General features: G+C 64.2%; 18 protein-coding genes and 1 pseudogene. 10 read left to right on the plus strand and 9 right to left on the minus strand.

Features of this window, described 5'->3' with window-relative positions; genetic code table 11:
* The first annotated feature begins 321 nt into the window (after positions 1 to 321).
* Together WN72_RS03845 and WN72_RS03850 are read left to right on the plus strand one after the other, a co-directional pair.
* The gene (locus tag WN72_RS03845) at positions 322 to 1,104 is read left to right on the plus strand and encodes an alpha/beta fold hydrolase (protein WP_027561539.1); all 783 of its coding nucleotides are present in this window, start codon (positions 322 to 324) and stop codon (positions 1,102 to 1,104) included.
* Positions 1,105 to 1,223: 119 nt separating this feature from the next.
* On the plus strand, positions 1,224 to 2,126 hold the full coding sequence (locus WN72_RS03850) for a hypothetical protein (protein ID WP_092219018.1): 903 nt from the start codon (positions 1,224 to 1,226) through the stop codon (positions 2,124 to 2,126).
* Positions 2,127 to 2,140: 14 nt separating this feature from the next.
* Here the strand turns inward: WN72_RS03850 and WN72_RS03855 are convergent, their stop codons facing one another.
* Complete coding sequence (locus WN72_RS03855; protein WP_092219068.1) at positions 2,141 to 2,917, minus strand: IclR family transcriptional regulator; 777 nt, start codon at positions 2,915 to 2,917, stop codon at positions 2,141 to 2,143.
* A gap of 120 nt (positions 2,918 to 3,037) precedes the next feature.
* On the opposite strand from WN72_RS03855, the gene WN72_RS03860 reads away from it, so the two are divergent.
* From WN72_RS03860 to WN72_RS03870, 3 genes are read left to right on the plus strand one after another with little or no spacing between them, the layout of a single operon-like run.
* The gene (locus tag WN72_RS03860; protein ID WP_092219016.1) at positions 3,038 to 3,829 is read left to right on the plus strand and encodes an enoyl-CoA hydratase/isomerase family protein; all 792 of its coding nucleotides are present in this window, start codon (positions 3,038 to 3,040) and stop codon (positions 3,827 to 3,829) included.
* Positions 3,830 to 3,832: 3 nt separating this feature from the next.
* Positions 3,833 to 5,920, plus strand: a complete 2,088-nt coding sequence (locus WN72_RS03865; protein ID WP_092219014.1) for an acetate--CoA ligase family protein — start codon at positions 3,833 to 3,835, stop codon at positions 5,918 to 5,920.
* Between the two features lie 22 nt (positions 5,921 to 5,942).
* Positions 5,943 to 6,977, plus strand: a complete 1,035-nt coding sequence (locus WN72_RS03870; RefSeq protein WP_027561530.1) for a tripartite tricarboxylate transporter substrate binding protein — start codon at positions 5,943 to 5,945, stop codon at positions 6,975 to 6,977.
* A 63-nt stretch (positions 6,978 to 7,040) separates the two neighbouring features.
* Here the strand turns inward: WN72_RS03870 and WN72_RS03875 are convergent, their stop codons facing one another.
* Positions 7,041 to 7,367, minus strand: coding sequence for a hypothetical protein (locus tag WN72_RS03875; RefSeq protein WP_092219012.1), 327 nt, complete (start codon positions 7,365 to 7,367; stop codon positions 7,041 to 7,043).
* 311 nt (positions 7,368 to 7,678) lie between these two features.
* On the opposite strand from WN72_RS03875, the gene WN72_RS03880 reads away from it, so the two are divergent.
* Positions 7,679 to 7,897, plus strand: a complete 219-nt coding sequence (locus tag WN72_RS03880) for a hypothetical protein (RefSeq protein ID WP_092219010.1) — start codon at positions 7,679 to 7,681, stop codon at positions 7,895 to 7,897.
* A 71-nt stretch (positions 7,898 to 7,968) separates the two neighbouring features.
* Here WN72_RS03880 and WN72_RS03885 read toward each other — a convergent pair whose 3' ends face one another.
* The gene (locus tag WN72_RS03885; RefSeq protein WP_092219066.1) at positions 7,969 to 8,322 is read right to left on the minus strand and encodes a hypothetical protein; all 354 of its coding nucleotides are present in this window, start codon (positions 8,320 to 8,322) and stop codon (positions 7,969 to 7,971) included.
* 230 nt (positions 8,323 to 8,552) lie between these two features.
* On the minus strand, positions 8,553 to 10,592 hold the full coding sequence (locus WN72_RS03890; protein WP_245003225.1) for a tetratricopeptide repeat protein: 2,040 nt from the start codon (positions 10,590 to 10,592) through the stop codon (positions 8,553 to 8,555).
* On the opposite strand from WN72_RS03890, the gene WN72_RS03895 reads away from it, so the two are divergent.
* The gene (locus WN72_RS03895; protein WP_194482980.1) at positions 10,566 to 10,955 is read left to right on the plus strand and encodes a hypothetical protein; all 390 of its coding nucleotides are present in this window, start codon (positions 10,566 to 10,568) and stop codon (positions 10,953 to 10,955) included. The two genes, WN72_RS03890 and WN72_RS03895, sit on opposite strands and share 27 nt — an antisense overlap.
* Positions 10,956 to 10,975: 20 nt before the next feature.
* Here the strand turns inward: WN72_RS03895 and WN72_RS03900 are convergent, their stop codons facing one another.
* Positions 10,976 to 11,998 (minus strand): LLM class flavin-dependent oxidoreductase, encoded by a 1,023-nt coding sequence (locus WN72_RS03900; RefSeq protein ID WP_092219009.1) that lies wholly within the window; start codon positions 11,996 to 11,998, stop codon positions 10,976 to 10,978.
* Between the two features lie 9 nt (positions 11,999 to 12,007).
* Positions 12,008 to 13,093: an AraC family transcriptional regulator gene (locus tag WN72_RS03905; protein WP_035730464.1), complete on the minus strand. Its 1,086-nt coding sequence runs from the start codon at positions 13,091 to 13,093 to the stop codon at positions 12,008 to 12,010.
* A 230-nt stretch (positions 13,094 to 13,323) separates the two neighbouring features.
* Here WN72_RS03905 and WN72_RS03910 point away from each other — a divergent pair, with 230 nt between their 5' ends.
* Both WN72_RS03910 and WN72_RS03915 read left to right on the plus strand, forming a co-directional pair.
* Positions 13,324 to 13,662 carry a hypothetical protein gene (locus WN72_RS03910; protein ID WP_231164184.1) on the plus strand — a complete coding sequence of 113 codons (339 nt, stop codon included), beginning with the start codon at positions 13,324 to 13,326 and terminating at the stop codon, positions 13,660 to 13,662.
* Positions 13,663 to 13,698: 36 nt separating this feature from the next.
* Positions 13,699 to 14,046, plus strand: coding sequence for a DUF1488 family protein (locus tag WN72_RS03915; RefSeq protein WP_092219007.1), 348 nt, complete (start codon positions 13,699 to 13,701; stop codon positions 14,044 to 14,046).
* Here WN72_RS03915 and WN72_RS03920 read toward each other — a convergent pair.
* The 3 genes and pseudogenes from WN72_RS03920 to WN72_RS03930 all read right to left on the minus strand — a co-directional run.
* Complete coding sequence (locus WN72_RS03920) at positions 14,015 to 14,725, minus strand: class I SAM-dependent methyltransferase (protein WP_035730462.1); 711 nt, start codon at positions 14,723 to 14,725, stop codon at positions 14,015 to 14,017. The genes WN72_RS03915 and WN72_RS03920 overlap by 32 nt on opposite strands.
* Positions 14,725 to 15,180 (minus strand): Rrf2 family transcriptional regulator, encoded by a 456-nt coding sequence (locus WN72_RS03925; RefSeq protein ID WP_027561522.1) that lies wholly within the window; start codon positions 15,178 to 15,180, stop codon positions 14,725 to 14,727. Before WN72_RS03925 ends, WN72_RS03920 begins: the two co-directional genes overlap by 1 nt.
* Positions 15,181 to 15,571: 391 nt before the next feature.
* A pseudogene (locus tag WN72_RS03930) lies at positions 15,572 to 15,821 on the minus strand (DUF3362 domain-containing protein); the annotation flags it as partial.
* 132 nt (positions 15,822 to 15,953) lie between these two features.
* Between WN72_RS03930 and clcA the strand changes: the two are divergent.
* Positions 15,954 to 17,279 carry a H(+)/Cl(-) exchange transporter ClcA gene (gene clcA, locus WN72_RS03935; protein ID WP_092219005.1) on the plus strand — a complete coding sequence of 442 codons (1,326 nt, stop codon included), beginning with the start codon at positions 15,954 to 15,956 and terminating at the stop codon, positions 17,277 to 17,279.
* Positions 17,280 to 17,312 lie beyond the last annotated feature (33 nt).

Below are 17,312 nucleotides of genomic sequence, written 5' to 3' on the forward strand. Positions count from 1 at the left end.
CGGTGCCAACGACCATCGCGCCGTTGGGTGCCCTGCAAAATGACGAGGAATTTCAATTGTGTATGAGTTCCTGATTTTATTCTGACTGGCGCGCCCATTTCAGTCCAAAACTGGGCACTCCAGAACCTGCCGTTTCCGCGCCGGACGACGTCGTCGCACCGCTGCTCACTATTCGTAACCGCGACCGGAGCGCTTGCTCGGCCACAGCATCATGGCGCCGCGGCGAACCCGTAGTGCCCATCTTTATCAGCCGTGGCGCGTCACTTAGACTAGATACTCGCCAGAGACGCCTGGACATGTCGGTGAATACGGAGATGGCCCATGAAACTCGCGCATGACGGCATCCAGCTGTCCTTCGACATCGCTGGGGCGGGACCGCTTCAATTCCTGTTCGTCCATGGTCTCGGCGGGGATCGCACGCATTTTGCGCCGCAGATGGAGTATTTCGCCCGTCAAGGTCGGGCGTTGAATGCCGAGCTGCGGGGACATGGTGAGAGCGACAAGCCGCAACAGGCGTATTCGATCGAAGGCTTCGCCGAAGATCTGGTCTTTCTGTGCAACCGACAGCAGATCACCAAGCCGGTCATCGTGGGTCAAAGCATGGGTGGCAACATGGCGCTCGAAATCGCCGCCCGCTATCCGGACTTTCCTGCAGGCCTGGTGCTGCTCGATTCAGGGGTGCTCTTCCCTGCCTCGGCAGGGACGGTGTTCGCCGGATATCTGGAGGGCTTGAAGGGCGCGAATTTTGCGGACGAGGCGCGGAAGATCGTGGCGGACTCCTGTCTGCCGACCGACAGATGCCGCGCCCATGTCGAACAGACCTTTCTGGCGACGCCGCAGCATGTGCTGGTGTCCACGTTTACAAGCCTGTTCCCCTGGGATGTGCATCGGGCGCGTGAGTGCGCCCAGGCGTGCCGGGTCCCGGTGCTCTACATCGAGGCGGCCCATAGGCTCGCGGATCTGGATCGTTTTGCGGCGCTGTGCCCGCAACTGGTCACGGCCAAGGCCGTCGGCTCCGGGCATTTCCTGTCGCTGGAAGTGCCGGAGCAGATCAACCCGATGATCGACCGGTTCATCTCGCTCTACGTGCGAAGCCCCGGGTAAGCTTCGTCGCGGCGGGATAGCCGTACGCGAACCCGCAAGATTCATCATGGTGCCACGGCGAAAGAGTAGTGCCCATCGTCATCGACCATGGCGCGCCATTTGCGGTAGTTAGTACTCCCATGCCTCTTATCGATCGTCTGTTCTCCTGCCTCGTCCTGTTCCTTGCATTCGCAGCCGTTCCGGTGCTTCCCGCGCGCGCGGCAGAGACCTGCACGTTCATCAGCGCCCGGGAGCTCGCCGGCGCGATGCCGGCGCTCAAATGGTCGCTGATTTCAAATCAGGACGGCCGCGGCTGCATCTACCAGGCCGGGCGCGGCGACACGATGATGCTGACCGTGTTCCGCAATCCTGACAAGGACCGCGCTAGGGAATTGTACGCGACCTTCGTCAAGACGCTCGGCGAGCGCATGCCGCTTAACGCAGTCGCGGGGATCGGCGACGAAGGCCAGGGCGGGACAAGCGCCGCCGGGGCAGAGCGCCAGGAGGCTTCGGTCGTCGCCTTGTCCGGCGATTACATCCTGCAGATCAGCGTCTATCCGACCGGTCGCCGTGCCGACGACGCGCTGCTCGGACCGCTCACCGAAACAGCGCGCGTTGCCATCGCCAATGTGAGCAAGAGCAGCGAGCGGTTCGGCGATTGCGAGTGGCTCACCGCCGCGGATGCCGATGGCTTTCTCGACAAGAGCACGCTGACGGTGCAGCGGACCGGCGCGGGCAGCTGCATGATGTTCGACCGCGAGGCCAACACCATGACCGTCGCGGTGATCGCGACCGCGCGCGACACCGCCATCAGCATGATGAAACGCGCAGGTCCCTGCCAACATCTGGCGATACCCGAGCTCGGCGGCGAAGCGTTCGGCGAACATTCCTGCACCAAGGGAAACGGCAACGCCGTCAACATCTATGTCTGGAAGAACGGCAGGCAGGCGTCGATCCTGTTCGCGCCGGTCAAGCCGCATCCCGAGTCCGGCTCGGTCGAGCGCCTGAAGGCGGTCGCCGCGCGAGTCTATGGAAAACTGTAACGGCGCCGGACGGTTCACCGGCCCGCCAGCGCCTCCTTGCATTTGGCCGCAAAGGCGTTGAGGTACGAACCGATCTCGCTCGCCAGCGCGTCGGACCGGTCGACATTCTGCAGGCTCATGTTGAGTGCGTAGACCGGAAGCCCCTCCAGCACGATGGGCGTCGCGACGGCGAGAACGCCGGGCTGCCACGACACCGCGCAATAGCCGTCGCGTTCGACGGAGCGGATCGATGTCCTGACGTCCGCAAGCAGCGCCTTGGTGGCAGCCGTGCTGCGCCGCCTGAACTGTCTGAGCAATCGCTCGCGCTCGGTCTCGGCAATGCCGGCGAGGTAAGCGCGGCCGAGCGACGTCAGCTCCATCGGGACCTGCTGGCCGGCGACCACGTTGCGCAGCGCCGCGCGCGGGCTGTAGCGGATCGACTCCAGGTAAACCATCATGGTCCTATCAGCGGCAGCCAACCCGACGTTCAGCCGGCACTTCGCCGATTCCGCCCGCATCATCGGGCCGATCGCGTTGAGCACGGGTGATCCCGTCCGCATCGCATGGCCGATGCTGATGACGGACGCGGCAAGGCGGTAGGTCCGCTCGGTGCGGACCTCGTCGAGCATCCCGGAATTGACCAGCGTTCGCGTCAGCCGGCTGACCGTCGATCGCGGCAATCCTGTTCGCTCCGCAATCTCGCCGTTGCCCAGCGTGTCGACGCCGGGCCGGAACGCCCTGAGGATCTCGATGCCCCTTTCGAGCGACCGGTTGCCGTCGACGCCGCCCGCATATCTGCGCACCTGTGCCAAATCCACCCCTCCCGGCATTTCCACTAGGTGGAATAGGGGGATGTTCTGGGCGGTGCAAGCCGCGATACGTTCGAAACAAGACGAATATTTCCGCCGCGCACGCCAACCACGGGCCTTGCCATGTCCTATCAGCTCATCGAATTTTCCGTCGAAGCCGGTGTCGCGACCATTGCATTCAACCGGCCGGAACGGCGCAACGCCATGAGCGACGAGATGCGCGCCGAGTTCGTCAGTGCGCTCGAAACCGTTGCCCGCGACAAGGCGATCAAGGCCCTGGTGCTGACGGGGCGCGGCAATGCCTTCTGCGCCGGCGGGGATATCAGCGGAATGAAGCGCCGCCTCGCGGCGCCGCAGGGCGAGGTTGCCTTCAACGGCTGGAGCCGCCAGCAGGGCGTGCACCATGTTCAATCGTTCCTGCTGGGCCTGCCGAAGCCGACGATTGCCGCCGTCAACGGCGCCGCGGCGGGGCTCGGCGCGGACACCGCGCTCGCCTGCGACTTCGTGATGGGAACGGAGCGATCGAAATTCACCTGGTCCTACATCAAGCGCGGCTTGATCCCCGACGGCGGCGGGCTGTATTTCCTGCCGCGCCGGGTCGGGCTTGCCAGGGCAAAAGAGCTGATCTTCACCGGCCGCGTCGTCGAGGCCGACGAAGCGCTCGCGCTCGGCATCGTCGATCGCAAGGTGGCCTCGGCCGAGCTGCTGCCGGCCGCGCAGGCCTGGGCCGCCGAGCTGGCTCAGGGCTCTCCCACCGCGCTCGCGCTGGGCAAGAAGATCCTGAACGAGACCTTCGAGCATTCCGCGCACGATATCTTCAGCCTCGGCAGCCAGGCGCAGGCGATCTGCTACACCAGCACCGAGCATCGCGACGCCGTGGCGGCGTTCCTCGCGCAATCCGCGTCGAAGGATTGAGCCATGGATGCGATCGGACGCCTGATCCGGCCTCGCAGTGTCGCAATTATCGGCGCGTCCGCAGACGCGACCAAGACGTCGGGGCGGCCGGTCGCCTATCTCCAGAAGCATGGCTTTGCGGGTAACATCTATCCCGTCAATCCGAAGGTCGCAGAGATCGGCGGTGTCGTCTGCTATCCCGACGTCGCTTCGCTGCCTGATGTGCCTGATGTCGGCATTGTCCTGTTAGGTGCCGAGCGCGCCCACGTCGCGGTGCGCGAATTGTCTAAGCGCGGCACTGCCGCGGCGATCGTTCTCGCCAGCGGCTTCACCGAGACCGGGGCGGAAGGCGCCGAACGCCAGAAGCAGCTGATGGAAGCCGCCGGGTCCATGCGCCTGCTCGGGCCGAACACCATCGGTCTCGTCAATCTCACGGACAGCATCGTCCTTTCGGCATCCGGCGCGCTGGCGATGGATCACTTTCCGGCGGGCCCCGTTGGCCTCGTCTCGCAAAGCGGCGGCATTTTGGGAGCCTTGTTGTCGCGCGCCGCGGCGCGCGGCATTGGACTGTCCAAGCTGGTGTCGACCAGCAACGAGGCCGATCTCGAGCTCGCCGACTTCATCGACTTTCTGGCCGATGACAGTGCGACCAAGGTCATTGCGCTCTACATCGAGGCGATCCGCAATCCGGCTCGCTTCCGCGAGGCGGTTCTCAAGGCGCAGCGCGCCGGCAAGCCCGTTGTTGCCTTCAAGATCGGGCGGTCGGAGGCGGGCGCAAAGGCGGCGGTCTCGCACACGGGGGCGCTTGCGGGTTCCGATCGCATGTACGACGCCCTGTTCAGGCAGCTCGGCGTGATCCGCGCGAAGACGTTCGAAGACCTGCTCGACATTCCTGCGCTGCTTGCGGCCGGACGGACGCTGCGCGGCAGGCGCGTGGCGATCCTCACCTCCACCGGCGGCGCGGGCACGATCGTGTCCGACAGTCTGGGCGTCGCGGGCTTCACGACGCCCGCCCCCGATGTGGAAACGGCAGCGCAATTGCGCAGCCTTCAGTCGGGATCGCATGCCGCGCTCGATCGCAACCCGATCGACGTGACCCTGGCCGGGCTGCAGCCGGACCTGCTGCGCGCCGCAATCAAGATCCTGCTCGCCAGTCCCTCCTACGATGCCCTGGCCGTCATTGCCGGCTCGTCGGCCGTGGGATCGCCGGCCCTGATGGCCGATGCCATCCACGATTGCCTGCCGCTCAGCGACAAGCCCGTCATTGCCTATGTGAGCCCCTACGCGCCCGACGTGGTCTCCGTCCTCACCCGGCGCGGCGTCCCGGCTTACACCTCCGCCGAGAGCTGCGCTGCTGCGCTTGACGGGCTCTTGCAGGCCGGAATGCCGAACGAGGTCCAGACCTCCGGCTCGATCGCGGGGACGGCCGATGTCAGCGACTTCCCTGCGGGATCGCTGGATGAGGCGCAGGCGAAAGCACTCTTCGCCCGCTTCGGCGTTCCGATCGTGGCGGAGAAGGTGGTCGCAACGCCAGGCGAAGCGGAGCAGGCTGCGCGGGACTTCGGCGGCCGGGGCGTGCTCAAGATTCTCTCACGCGAGATCGCGCACAAGAGCGACGTCGGCGGCGTCGCGGTCAACCTGACCGCTGATGCGATTGGCGCCCGCCTGACGGCGATGGCCCACGAGGTCGAGGCCAGGACCGGGAAGCGATCCGAACGCTTCCTGGTTCAGGAAATGCTGTCAGGCGGCGTCGAGATCATTCTCGGCATGCATCGCGATCCGCTGGGCACCGCGATCCTGCTCGGAATGGGCGGCGTCACCGCCGAGCTGTTCAAGGACACGACGATGCGCCTGCTTCCCCCCGAGGGCGGCCTCAGCCTCGTCGAGGCTGCAGCGATGGCGCGCGATCTCGTCACATGGCCGTTGCTGGACGGTTTTCGCGGCCGGCCGAAATGCGATGTCGAAGCGCTCGCGGCAACGATCGTCGCCTTCTCGCGCATGGTTGCGCAGCTCGGCGACCGCCTCGCTGAGGCCGAGATCAATCCGGTCTTCGTTCTGCCCGCGGGCCAGGGCGTGAAGGCAGCCGATGGATTGGTTGTTCTCAATGTCTGAACAAGAAACGAGGGAGGCCCAGATGGCCATTGGCGATATCATCGATCATGACGGCGCACGCGGGAAGGATTTCGCCATGCGGCGCCGGCTGAACCTCGCCATCCTTGCCTGCGCCGTCCTGCCGGCCGTCGCCGGGCTTGGAGTTGCGCCGGCGCGCGCCGAATATCCCGAGAAAATCATCAAGATCGTGGTGCCCTTCGCGGCCGGCGGCGGGACCGACATCATTGCGCGAACGACGGCGCAGGAAATCCAGACGGACCTCGGCAAATCCGTCATCATCGAGAACAAGCCGGGCGCCGGCACCATCATCGGCACCCAGACGGTCGCCACCAGCGATCCCGACGGCTATTCGCTGCTGATGGCGACCTTCGCGCACGCAGTCAATCCGAGCCTGTACAACAAGCTGCCGTTCGATCCGCACAAGGATTTCGCGGCGGTCTCGCTGATCGCGCGATCCTTCAATATCGTCGTCGTCAACCCGGCCTCCAAGATCAACTCGATCGCCGATCTGATCGCGGAGGCCAAGGCCAATCCGGGCAAGCTCAATTTCGGGACGTTCGGCACCGGCACCTCGGCCCATCTCGCCGGCGAGCTGTTCAACTCCATGGCGAAGGTCAAGATGACGGCGGTGCCCTACAAGGGCGCGGCGCCTGCGATCAGCGATCTCCTGGGCGGGCAGATCGACGTGATGTTCACCACCGTTGCAAGCGCGGCCTCGCTGGTGGCCGCAGGTCAGCTCCGGGCGCTGGCCGTCACCTCCACCGAGCGTTCGGCAGCGTTTCCGCAACTGCCGACCATCGCCGAGGCCGGCGTGCCCGGCTACGCTGCCGAGTCCTGGTACGGATTGTACGCTCCGGCCAAGACCCCCGCTCCGGTGATTGCGCGGCTGAACCAGGCGGTCGCAAAGGCCGTCAAGTCAGGTGGTTTCAAGCAGCTGGAGGCAAACGAAGGCCTCATCATGGTTGGCAGCGCTCCGGAAGAGCTCGATCGCTACGTCGGGCAGGAGGAGGAGCGCTGGCGCAAGCTGGTCAAGGACGCGAACATCGAGGTGCAATAGGTTCGGCACTCCGAGCCGGTACTCGCTTCGGCGCCCGGGTCAGCTCCACGCTGCCGCCAGCGCTCAGCGCAGACCCTGTTCGTCGATGAGAATGCGATGGATCTCGATGCGCTCCGGCAGTTCGATCAGGAATTCCGGATCGCGCGCGAGATGATGCACCTTGGTCGGCTCGCCCTTGGTGAATGCCGTCATTGCCATGATATCGGCCCAGTAGGAGATGGTCGTGAACCACGTCTCCTCGTCACGGTCCTCGCGCAACTGCTGCACGCCGAGCGCCGTCTTCATCAGCGGGGGAATGCCCTCGGCTTGCAGATAGGCCTGGTAGGCGTCAGCGACGTCGCGGCGGGTCCGGCCGCGCCAGATGCGCGCGATGGTCGGCTTGGTTGGCATATGAATTCCCTTCCGTGCGTGGAACCCGAGGGCCGATCAACCTAGAGCATGATCCGGAAAAGTGCGCAGCGGTTTTCCGAAAAGATCATGCTCAAACAACAACCTAAAGCGCGATGACGATTCATCCTGATCTCGTCGCGCTTCAAGCCAAATGCCGTAGCCCCGGCATCAGTTCACATCGTCCGGTGCAGTGTTTCGTCGCAGTCCCAAGGTGAGGACGGCAGGGGTGGGGATTTCCGGCGCCACGCGGGAACTTCCCACTTTTTCCCGACGTTGATCATGCGGCTCCCAGAAGCCGTTGGCCCGACGCGATGAAAAACTTTTCCAACGCCGCATTTTCCCCCGAGGTGATCGAGCTCATGACCGCCGCCCTGGAAGCTGCGGTTGCGACCCTGCCGGAGCCCGTGCATTCCTCGCATGTCAACGCGCTCGCCGAATCCATCCTGCGCACGGCAAGTGCGGGCCAACGTAACGTCGCTGATCTCCAGAGGATCGCCTTGATGGAGCTGCAGCTGGCGCCGCGCAAGTGATGAAGCCGACATGAAGACGACAGCTGCGGTCACCGCAGCCGGCTGAATCCCTGGTTGCTCCGGCTATTCCGCTACGGATCGCGGGTCAGCTCCACGCCGTCGACCACCATCTTCCATGTCCCTGCATCCTGATGAGGCGGCGTCGACACCTCGAAGGTCGTCGAAATGAATGGAACTCCGACGACGAAATTGTCGCCCTCGAACCGCCGCAGCGGGGCCTTGATGGTCGTCGAGGCCTCGCCGATCGCGGTGCCGTGCCTGACGCGCTTGTAGCGGACCATCCCGTCCTTGGTGAGCTCGACATCCATCGCCGGCGCATGCCACTCGCCGACATAAGCGGCCTTGTCCTCCGGCACCGGCTGTCCGCACGCCGTCAGCATCGGCAGTGCCGCAACCAGAACCACCACGGAAATTTGCTTTCTCATGTTTCGCTCGACCACGGGAGGTGTCGCGGAAAATGCGACAGTGCCCATCTTCGTCGGCCAGCGCGCCATTCGGGTTCAAGAGCGACGGTCGCCGTTCGCCGTACATGCCGGCCTCGAACCGCGATCGGGATGAAGCGTTCGCGCGGTTACGGTTGTCGTTTGCGCATGATCTCTCGCAAAACTGCGTCGCGCTTTTGCGCTGACGCGGCCCTTCAGGCCCGGATCACGCTTTAATGCGGGCTAGGTTCAAATGAGCTGGCCCGTGTCCGCAATTCGTCCCTGATACGATCGAGCACGCTCTCATACTCACGCGTTTCGGTCTGCCGGAACAGCCGCATGCTGGGGTACCAGGGGCTGTCGGTGCGGTCGAGCAGCCAGCGATAGTCGGGCGTCCATGGCAACAGAAGCCAGGTTGGACGGCCAAGGGCGCCGGCGAGATGGGCGATGCTGGTGTCGACGGTGATCACGAGATCAAGACAGCTCATCAAGGCGGCGGTCTCGGTGAAATCGGTGAGCTCGGCGGTCAGGTCGACAATGTCGTTTCTCTCCCGCAGCACCGCGGCGTCGCTCGGGCGCGGCCCCTTCTGGAGGCTGACAAAGGTGGCATCGACGTCGAGGATACGGGACAGCGTCCGCAGCGGTATCGAGCGCGCGTGATCGTTGACGTGGGTCGGATCGCCGGACCAGGCGAGACCGACCCGGAGCCTGGTTCGAGGACCAAGACGATTGTCCCAGGCCTGAATACGGTCGTCCGGTGGCGAGGCCAGATACGGCATGTCCGCCGGGATCGTATCGAGGCGGGTGCCGAAGGCGAGCGGAAGGCTGGATATCGGGCAGTGCAAATCGAAATGCGGCAGCGCGCCTGCAGCCGACATCGGGACGTGGTGGGATACGCCGCTCAGACCCGACATCAGCCGACGCAGCGGGTCCTGAACGGCAAGAATAACGCGCGCCCCCCGCGCCGCCAGCATGGGGACGTAGCGGACGAAGTGAATGGTGTCCCCCAGTCCCTCGTCCGCAGCGACCAGGATCGTCTTTCCTTCGATGTCTTCGCCACCGAGCCACATCGGTTGCACAAAGCGGGCGTATTTTGCCGAAGGCAGTTTCAATCGGGTCTGGTGCCCGCGCCAGCCGGCTTCGAAATCGCCTGTCAGGAGATGAGCCAGGGCCACATTCCAGTCTGTCACCGTATCATTCAGCCCGAGCGCCTTCATGTGATCGGTCAGCGCGAAGACCTCGTCGAAGCGATGCAGCTGGAACAGCGTGGTCAGCTTGTTGTTGAAGGCGGCCAGCAGGCGCGGCTCTATCGCAATGGCTTTTTCGAACCATGCCAGCGCCTCTTCATCCCTGCCGAGCCGGCGCAGCGAAAGGCCGAGATTGTTGCAGGTGTCGGCCTTGTCGGGAGCGAGCTGGTGCGCCCGCTTGCCCTCGGTCGCGGACTCCTCGAACCGCTTCAGGCTGTAGAGGATCCATGCGCGCGCGTGCACCGTCGGGGCATGGTTCGGGAACAGCCTGTCGCTGAGGTCCAGATGCGCGATGGCTTCCTCGTTCCGTCCGAGATTGTGGAGAAGAATCCCGCTCTTGCGCAGGGTGTCATGATGCTGCGGATCGAGCTTGAGTGCGTGTTCGAAGCTCGCCAGGGCTTGATCGAGGCGCGAGAGCTGAGAGAGGATGTCGCCGCGCTGACGCCACAAGCCGGCGTCGTCAGGCCGAAGCTGGATCGCCTTGTCGAGGACGTTGAGCGCCTCCTCGAAGCGCCCGTGCTGCTGCAATGCCGTTCCGAAGCTTGCAAGATATTCGGGCTTGGGCGCTCGACGGATCGCGCGGACGATCCACTCCAGGGCGTCATTGTAGTGCTTGTCGTGGAGAAACAGCAGGCCCATCAGATGCTGGGCGTCCGTGTGCTCCGCATCGATCGTGAGGGCCTGCTCGCAGCAAGCACGCGCGTCGAGATGCCGTCCGGCCCGGAGATGCTGAAGGCCCGCTTCGCAATAAGCGGCTGGTGTTTCCATCGCTGGCACGTTGTGGGCTGTCATTGAGCTCTTGCTGGCGGCGCGGCGCTTGCGATGTCCGGCCAATTCATGAGTTTCGACGTTGAGGCCGGCAAAAATGCATGATTCTGGTGATGGTAGAAAGCTGGGCAGCCGACGGTTACGATCTCCTTCACAAGCCTCGCGCAAGGAGACTGACGCGTGATCGAACACATTCTCAGATTCATGACGCTTGGCACGGTCATCGTCGGCATGGCGGCGATCTATGCGGCGCTTCATACCAACAACCGGCGCCTGGGCGCGGACATCTTCCTGCGATACTCCGACCGGGTCTCCGACCTGCGGCGCCGCCTTCCGGTCGCAGTGTTCCTCGAGCGAGGGGCTGCCGGCGACCTCGAGATCACGGCGGAAGAGCACCGGGCCGTACATGAGATCATCCACGCGATCTTCGAGCTCTACGAGCTCAAGGTGCATGGCTTCTTTCCGGCGGAGATATGGAAGATCAGGGAGCCCGACATCGAAAGGCTGCTGTCGCTGCCGGTGTTTCAGCGGGAGCTGGCAAGCCTGCAAGCCCGATATGCCAGACATCCGCGCCTGGCGGCCTGGCTCGAGAAGATCAGGAGGCAGTCAGAGATGGCCTGACCTGTGTGTCGGCGATTGCCTCACCGCCATCCGAGCGCCGGCGCGACATGGGTCAGGATCGCCTCGAGCGCATGCGCGCAGTAGTCGACACCGAGCTGGTTCGGGATCGTCAGCAGCAGCGTGTCGGCCTCGGCGATCGCCTCGTCCTGCCGCAGCTGCTCGATCAACACGTCCGGCTCGGCGGCATAGGAGCGGCCGAAGATCGCGCGGGTGTGCGGGTCGATGAAGCCGATCTGGTCTTCGCCGCCGCGTTCGCCGCCGAAATAGGCGCGGTCGCGATCGTCCATCAGCGCGAAGATGCTGCGGCTCACCGACACGCGCGGCTCGCGGCTGTGGCCGGCTTCCTTCCATGCGGCGCGGTAGCTACGAATCTGCGCGGCCTGCTGCACGTGAAAGGCTTCGCCGGTCTCGTCGTTCTTCAGCGTCGAGCTCTGCAAATTCATGCCGAGCCTGGCCGCCCACACCGCGGTCGCGTTCGAGCCGGCGCCCCACCAGATGCGCTCGCGCAGGCCCTGCGAATGCGGCTCGATGCGCAGGAGGCCCGGCGGATTGGGGAACATCGGCTGCGGATTGGGCTCGGCAAAACCTTCGCCGCGCAACAGGTCGAGGAACACTTCGGCGTGGCGGCGGCCCATGTCGGCATCGCTCTGCCCCTCGGCCGGGCGATAGCCGAAGTAACGCCAGCCGTCGATCACCTGCTCGGGCGAGCCGCGGCTGATGCCGAGCTGGAGCCGCCCGCCGGCGATGAGATCGGCGCTTCCCGCGTCCTCCACCATGTAGAGCGGGTTCTCGTAGCGCATGTCGATCACGGCCGTGCCGATCTCGATCCTGCTGGTTTTCGCGCCGACGGCGGCGAGCAGGGGGAAGGGCGAGGCCAGCTGACGCGCGAAGTGGTGCACGCGAAAATAGGCGCCGTCCGCGCCGAGCTGTTCCGCCGCGACCGCAAGCTCGATCGATTGCAGCAGCGTGTCCGCCGCCGAGCGCGTCTGCGATTGCGGCGAGGGCGTCCAGTGCCCGAAGGAGAGGAATCCGATCTTTTTCATGGGAGCAATTTAGGGATGGTCGCGGCGATTTGCGATGGGCCTCTCGGAGGAAACCTGCTCACGATCTGGCCCGTCGCCTGCGTCGTGGTCCCGTTCGGGGGTGCCCAGGACGCGCCATTGCCTTGGCGTCATTCCGGTCCAGCGCTTGAAGGCGTGAGTGAATGCGCTGACTTCTCCGTAGCCGAGCAGCCAGGCGGTTTGCGAAATAGGCAGTTCATCGTTCTTCAGATAGCTCTTGGCGAGGTCGATCTTCATCTCGTCAAGGATGCCGCTGAAGGTCAATCCCTCCAGAGCGAGGCGCCGCACCAGCGTGCGATGGCTCATGCCTAAGCGGCGGGCGATCTCTTCGACCCGTGCCTCACGATGCGGGAGCAATGGGGCGATTGCATTCTCGACGCTCGATCTGAGCGAGACTCCGCCGGATTTCCGGTGTGCAAGTGCCTGCTCGCAATACGTCACCAGCAGGTCGTTCAGATAGTGGTCAGCACTTTCGATCGCCATCGGTCCCACGGATACCGGGAAAGCGATCTCATCGACATCGGACCCGAACTCGATCTCGCAGCCCAGGAACGACCTGACCTCCGTGGGCGTCGTTCGACGGCGATGCACCATTTTGAGCCGGCTCGGGATCAGGCGGCGATTGGTCAGGACGCGGTTCATGCGAATGATTGAGGTCAGCCAGAATTCGATCTGGTGCCGATCCGAGCGCCGTTCCACACCGACATATTTCAGCGTGATCGTCATCTCTTTCGCGGCGAATTGCAGCGAAATCCCCTCGTTGGCGAGACGGCAATAGCGCTCGGCCTTTGCGAAGGCTTCCGCGATCGTCCCGGAGGATGCGGCCACGTAATAGAGCAGGCCAATTTCACGAAGGTCGAAGTCGCGTGCCAAGTGGAAACCGAGGCTGTCGTCCTGCAACGCCTCGGCCCCAAGTTCCAGGAACCTGATCTGGCTCTCGGCGCTCAGGCGAGCCTTGCGATCCTCGATCTGCTTGAGAGTCAATCCAGCCTTGGACAAAAGACTGTTTGCCTCGATGCCGGCGTCGTGCAGGCGTGCCCATACCAGGCGGGCGATTCCGCCGGTCGCACTGGGCATTGTTTCAAAATGGGGCGAATGGGCAGCCGGCACACCGAACCCTTTCGTCGTTGCCGCTGCGGACCTCGCGCATTGGGCTCGCCGATCGTGATGGCGGCATGAAAAATCAACTTATTGGCTCACGATAACAAGAAACCCGGGGGGCGTGTGACTTAAATCGCTTGTCTACCCCGAGACTGGTCTTGCGTTCTCGGGGCAGCCCCCTTTCCCCGAAAGCTACGATGGCCTTGATGTCCAGCAGTGACGGCGTCGCGCCGCCCATCAACGTGAAGATATTGCGAGGGTACGGAAAGTTGCTCGGACTTCCCAATATCGCCCATGGCTCGCGGGTGGTTGCGCTCGAACGTGTCGGGGACTGTGAGATCAGCATGTTCGAAGCGCTGGGAGCGGGCTTGCCCGAGAGCCCGTTGTTCTGGATAGAGCTGTTCGACCTTCGCGTTCATGCGTCACGCGACAGTCGCGGCTGCCATAACATGAGCGATGCGGTCGCAACGTTCGAGGATTTTGCCTCGCAAGCGCACCGTTTGGCGGAGCCATCGCTGTGTACTGCCGTCGAAACGGCAGGCTGACAATTGCCGCGTCCACTGGGAGTTCCCGACAAAGCCGTGCCGCTGACCCGCGGCCGGCCTCCGCGGTACGACGCCAAGCGAATGGCATTCCTGTTTACGATGATGCACGGCGCAAACATCGTCGATTGCGAGATCAGCAGCAGTGCGCTGGATGATCTCGACCACACGAAAGGCACGCTGCCGGGCGAAAGGCAGGCCCAGTTCATGCGCCTGCGCGAAACGGTCGAGCGCGTTGCGTCAGTCGCGTTCGAGCAGGGCAAGCGCAAGGGCGAACCGGTGCGCATCTTTTCCAAACAGTCAAGGCGCTGTGACGACCGATGGAACGCCGCAGCGTTTTTGAAGCCGCCGGCCTTCAGGCGTACGCGACCCAGCCGCGGAAGGTGAAGCCCGTGTAGAACAGGGATGCGCCCGAGAAGCCGGCCTGACGCAAGATCAATTCATCCTGCTCCGGCGCCAGAATGCTCAATTGCCCATCGACCGCTTTTCGCGCGGCCACCGCCTTGTCGGGTTCGACGCCGGATGCGGCGAGGTAAGCGGAATATCGCGAGAGCCAGATCGGCCGCTCATCGTCGCCGTCGGGAATGCTGAAATGGGCCGCTACGAACGGAGCGCCCGGCTTGAGCCGGCGGCGGATTTCGGAGGCGATGCGACGCCGTTCCTCCGAGCGCACGAAGTGCAGGGTCAACAGGCAGGCGGCGCCGTCGAACGGCCCCGCCGGCGCATCGTCGATATAGCCTTGATGCAGCTGCGCGCGCGACGCAAGCGGACCCAGCGTTTGCCTGGCGAGATCGAGCATCGCCGCCGACGGGTCCACGCCGTCGAAATTCCAGCGCGGCTGCGCCTGCGCAAAGGCCCTCAATTCCAGGCCGCCGCCGGCGCCGAGAACGAGCACCTTTGCATCTTCGGGCGCGCGCTCGGCCAGAAGGATCGCCGCCATGGACAGCATGGAATTGTAGCCGGGAACGAACCGCGGCGGTCCTTCCGTATATTTCGCCACCATTTGCGGATCGGCGAACGCGCTTTGAATGTCGGTCACGATGCTGTCCTGTTGAATGGAGTCCATCACGCGTGCGCGCTCATGCCCTGATGCTTCCGCGACCCGAGGCGCTTGCGCAGATCGTCGCTCAACATCGCCAGCGTCACCTCGCCAAAGCGCGCCAGCAGCAGCGTCTCGGCATCGCCAAAGGCTTGATCGAGCGCGGCATTGACGGCCTGCTCGACGAGGCAGCCGGGCGCCTCCGTCCGATTGCCCATGGCGAGAAGCGAGGGACTGCCGAGCGCGGTGTAGACGTCGCGCAGTGTCACCCTCGAAAGGTCGCAAGCGAGCGTCCAGCCGCCACCATGCCCCTTCTCGGACCGCACGTAACCGAGGTCCCGCAACCCCGCCATGATGCGACGGATCACCACCGGGTTGGTGTCCATCGCCTTCGCCAGGGTCTCGGACGTGAAGGGCCCGGGCTGTTGCGCCATGTGCAGGAGCACGTGGAGTACGCCGGATAGACGGCTATCTCGTTTCATGTAACTTCATATGTTACATGATGACGCCGGCGTCAACCGGTTTCCGCGCGTGCTCTGTTCGTGAACGAGTATGGCTGGTGGCACGGGCCGAAAGGCACGTCCGTCGGATCAATCGCAACGGCAGTCGCTTGATCTACGACGAAACAACCAGTGCATGCGATGATGCCATTCTGCGCCTGTTTTGCCCGACGGGTCAATCGATTTGGTAAAACCCGAAAATGCGCAACAACGACTTTCCTGAAGGGGCACGGTACGCAGCTAACAAGCGAAGACGAGCTAACAACTGATCCCAAGCTCGTCGCGCTTCAACTCGTTGATTTCGCTGCCCCCGGGCCACTGTGCATGGGGGTTGTTTTTATTTTGGATCACCAAAGTGACGGGCTCCCGTCCGCTACTTCATCACCCGCAGGCCCTTGGTCGTGAAGCGCTGCGTCTTGCCGCCGGGGCGCAAAGGTTTGCTTCGTGCCCGCAGCCTTGCCGGTGCCGGGCGGCTGGTGCGCGGGCACGAGCTAGTGAGGCTGCGAGCCGATCAGGTCGTGGCGGCCCATCTCGATCAAGGCCTCGCGCAACACTAGCCAGTTGTCGAGGTCATGATAGCGCAGGAACGCCTTGTGCAGGCGGCGCTGGCGCAGGCCCTCAACGTGGGGTCAGGTTCTGGCGTGTCGGTCGGAGAGGCAGTTCTTCGGTCAAGTCAGAAGGATTTTTGCGGGACATTCGCCGGTGATTTCGGCAAGGATTGTCGCTTGTGAAGGCCTCGGGATCATCGACCAGCCATGGACCGTAACCCTGACGAGCGACAAGTCGCGGACGAACGTCGCAGCCTGTTAGGGCTCGCGGCGATCGCTCTCATCGTAGGAGCAGCGACTGGATGTGTCGGGGCGATCTTCCGGCTTTTACTCGTGCGTGCCGACGGCCTGCGCGAGGCGATGATCGCCTGGGCCCATGGCCACGCAATCTGGGGGTTCTTGACTGTCGTCGGCGCGTGCGCTGTCGCGACCCTGGTTGCCGCGTGGATGGTGCGGCAATTCTCGCCACACGCTTCAGGCAGCGGCATTCCGCATGTCGAAGCTGTCCTGCGCGAAGAGATCCCACCGGCTCCGTTTGCTCTGGTGCCAGTGAAATTCTTCGGCGGAATACTGGCGATCGGCTCCGGACTAGCGCTGGGCCGCGAGGGGCCGACCGTCCAGATGGGCGCCGGTATCGCGGTTTTCGCTGCAAGCGTCTGCCGGCTCCGTTGGGCGGATGCCCAGGTGTTGCTGGCGGCGGGCGCGGGCGCCGGTCTTGCAACGGCATTCAATGCGCCGATAGCCGGGCTCGTGTTTGTGCTGGAGGAACTGGTGCAGAGGTTCGAGCACCGTGTTGCCGTCGCGGCCCTTGCGGCGCTCGCAACGGCGATCCCGGTCGCAAGGCTGCTGCTCGGTGACGCGCCCGACTTCCAGGTCGCGCCGCTGAGCTATCCCAGGGCTGAGTCCGCCCCGCTGTTCCTGGCTCTGGGCGGCATCGCGGGTCTGCTGGCCATCGCTTACAATCGCACCCTGCTCGCGACCATCGCAGTTCGCGACCGATTTGGACGGCTACCGATGGAGCTCCGCGCCGGCTTGATCGGTGCAGGCGTCGGCATATTGGCCTGGTTCTCGCCCGAACTGGTCGGCGGCGGAGATCAGATCACGCAGCGCGCGTTGATCGGCCACGAGAATGTGTGGATCCTCGGGTTCGCATTCCTGATCCGATTCGGGCTCGGCGCTCTCTCCTACGCGGCCGGCACGCCCGGCGGGCTGTTCGCACCCTTGCTCGTGCTGGGAGCCCAGTCCGGGCTCCTGTTCGGAGAGGCTTGCCGCGCTGCATTCCCGGTGCTCGCGATCCAGCCGGAAGCATTTGCATTGGTGGGCATGGCCGCTCTCTTCACCGGCGTCGTGCGCGCGCCGGTGACCGGCATCGTTCTCGTCGCCGAAATGACCGGTAACGTGACGATGCTGCTGCCGATGCTGGGCGCCTGCTTCATGGCGATGCTGCTACCCATGCTGCTGGGCAACCCACCGATCTACGATTCCCTGCGTGAGCATACGCTGCGCCTGGAGCGGCAAATCAGACAGAGATGAACAACGACTTTTTGCCCGACGGGTCAACGTCTT

This window comes from Bradyrhizobium arachidis (assembly GCF_015291705.1).
Lineage (GTDB): Bacteria > Pseudomonadota > Alphaproteobacteria > Rhizobiales > Xanthobacteraceae > Bradyrhizobium > Bradyrhizobium arachidis.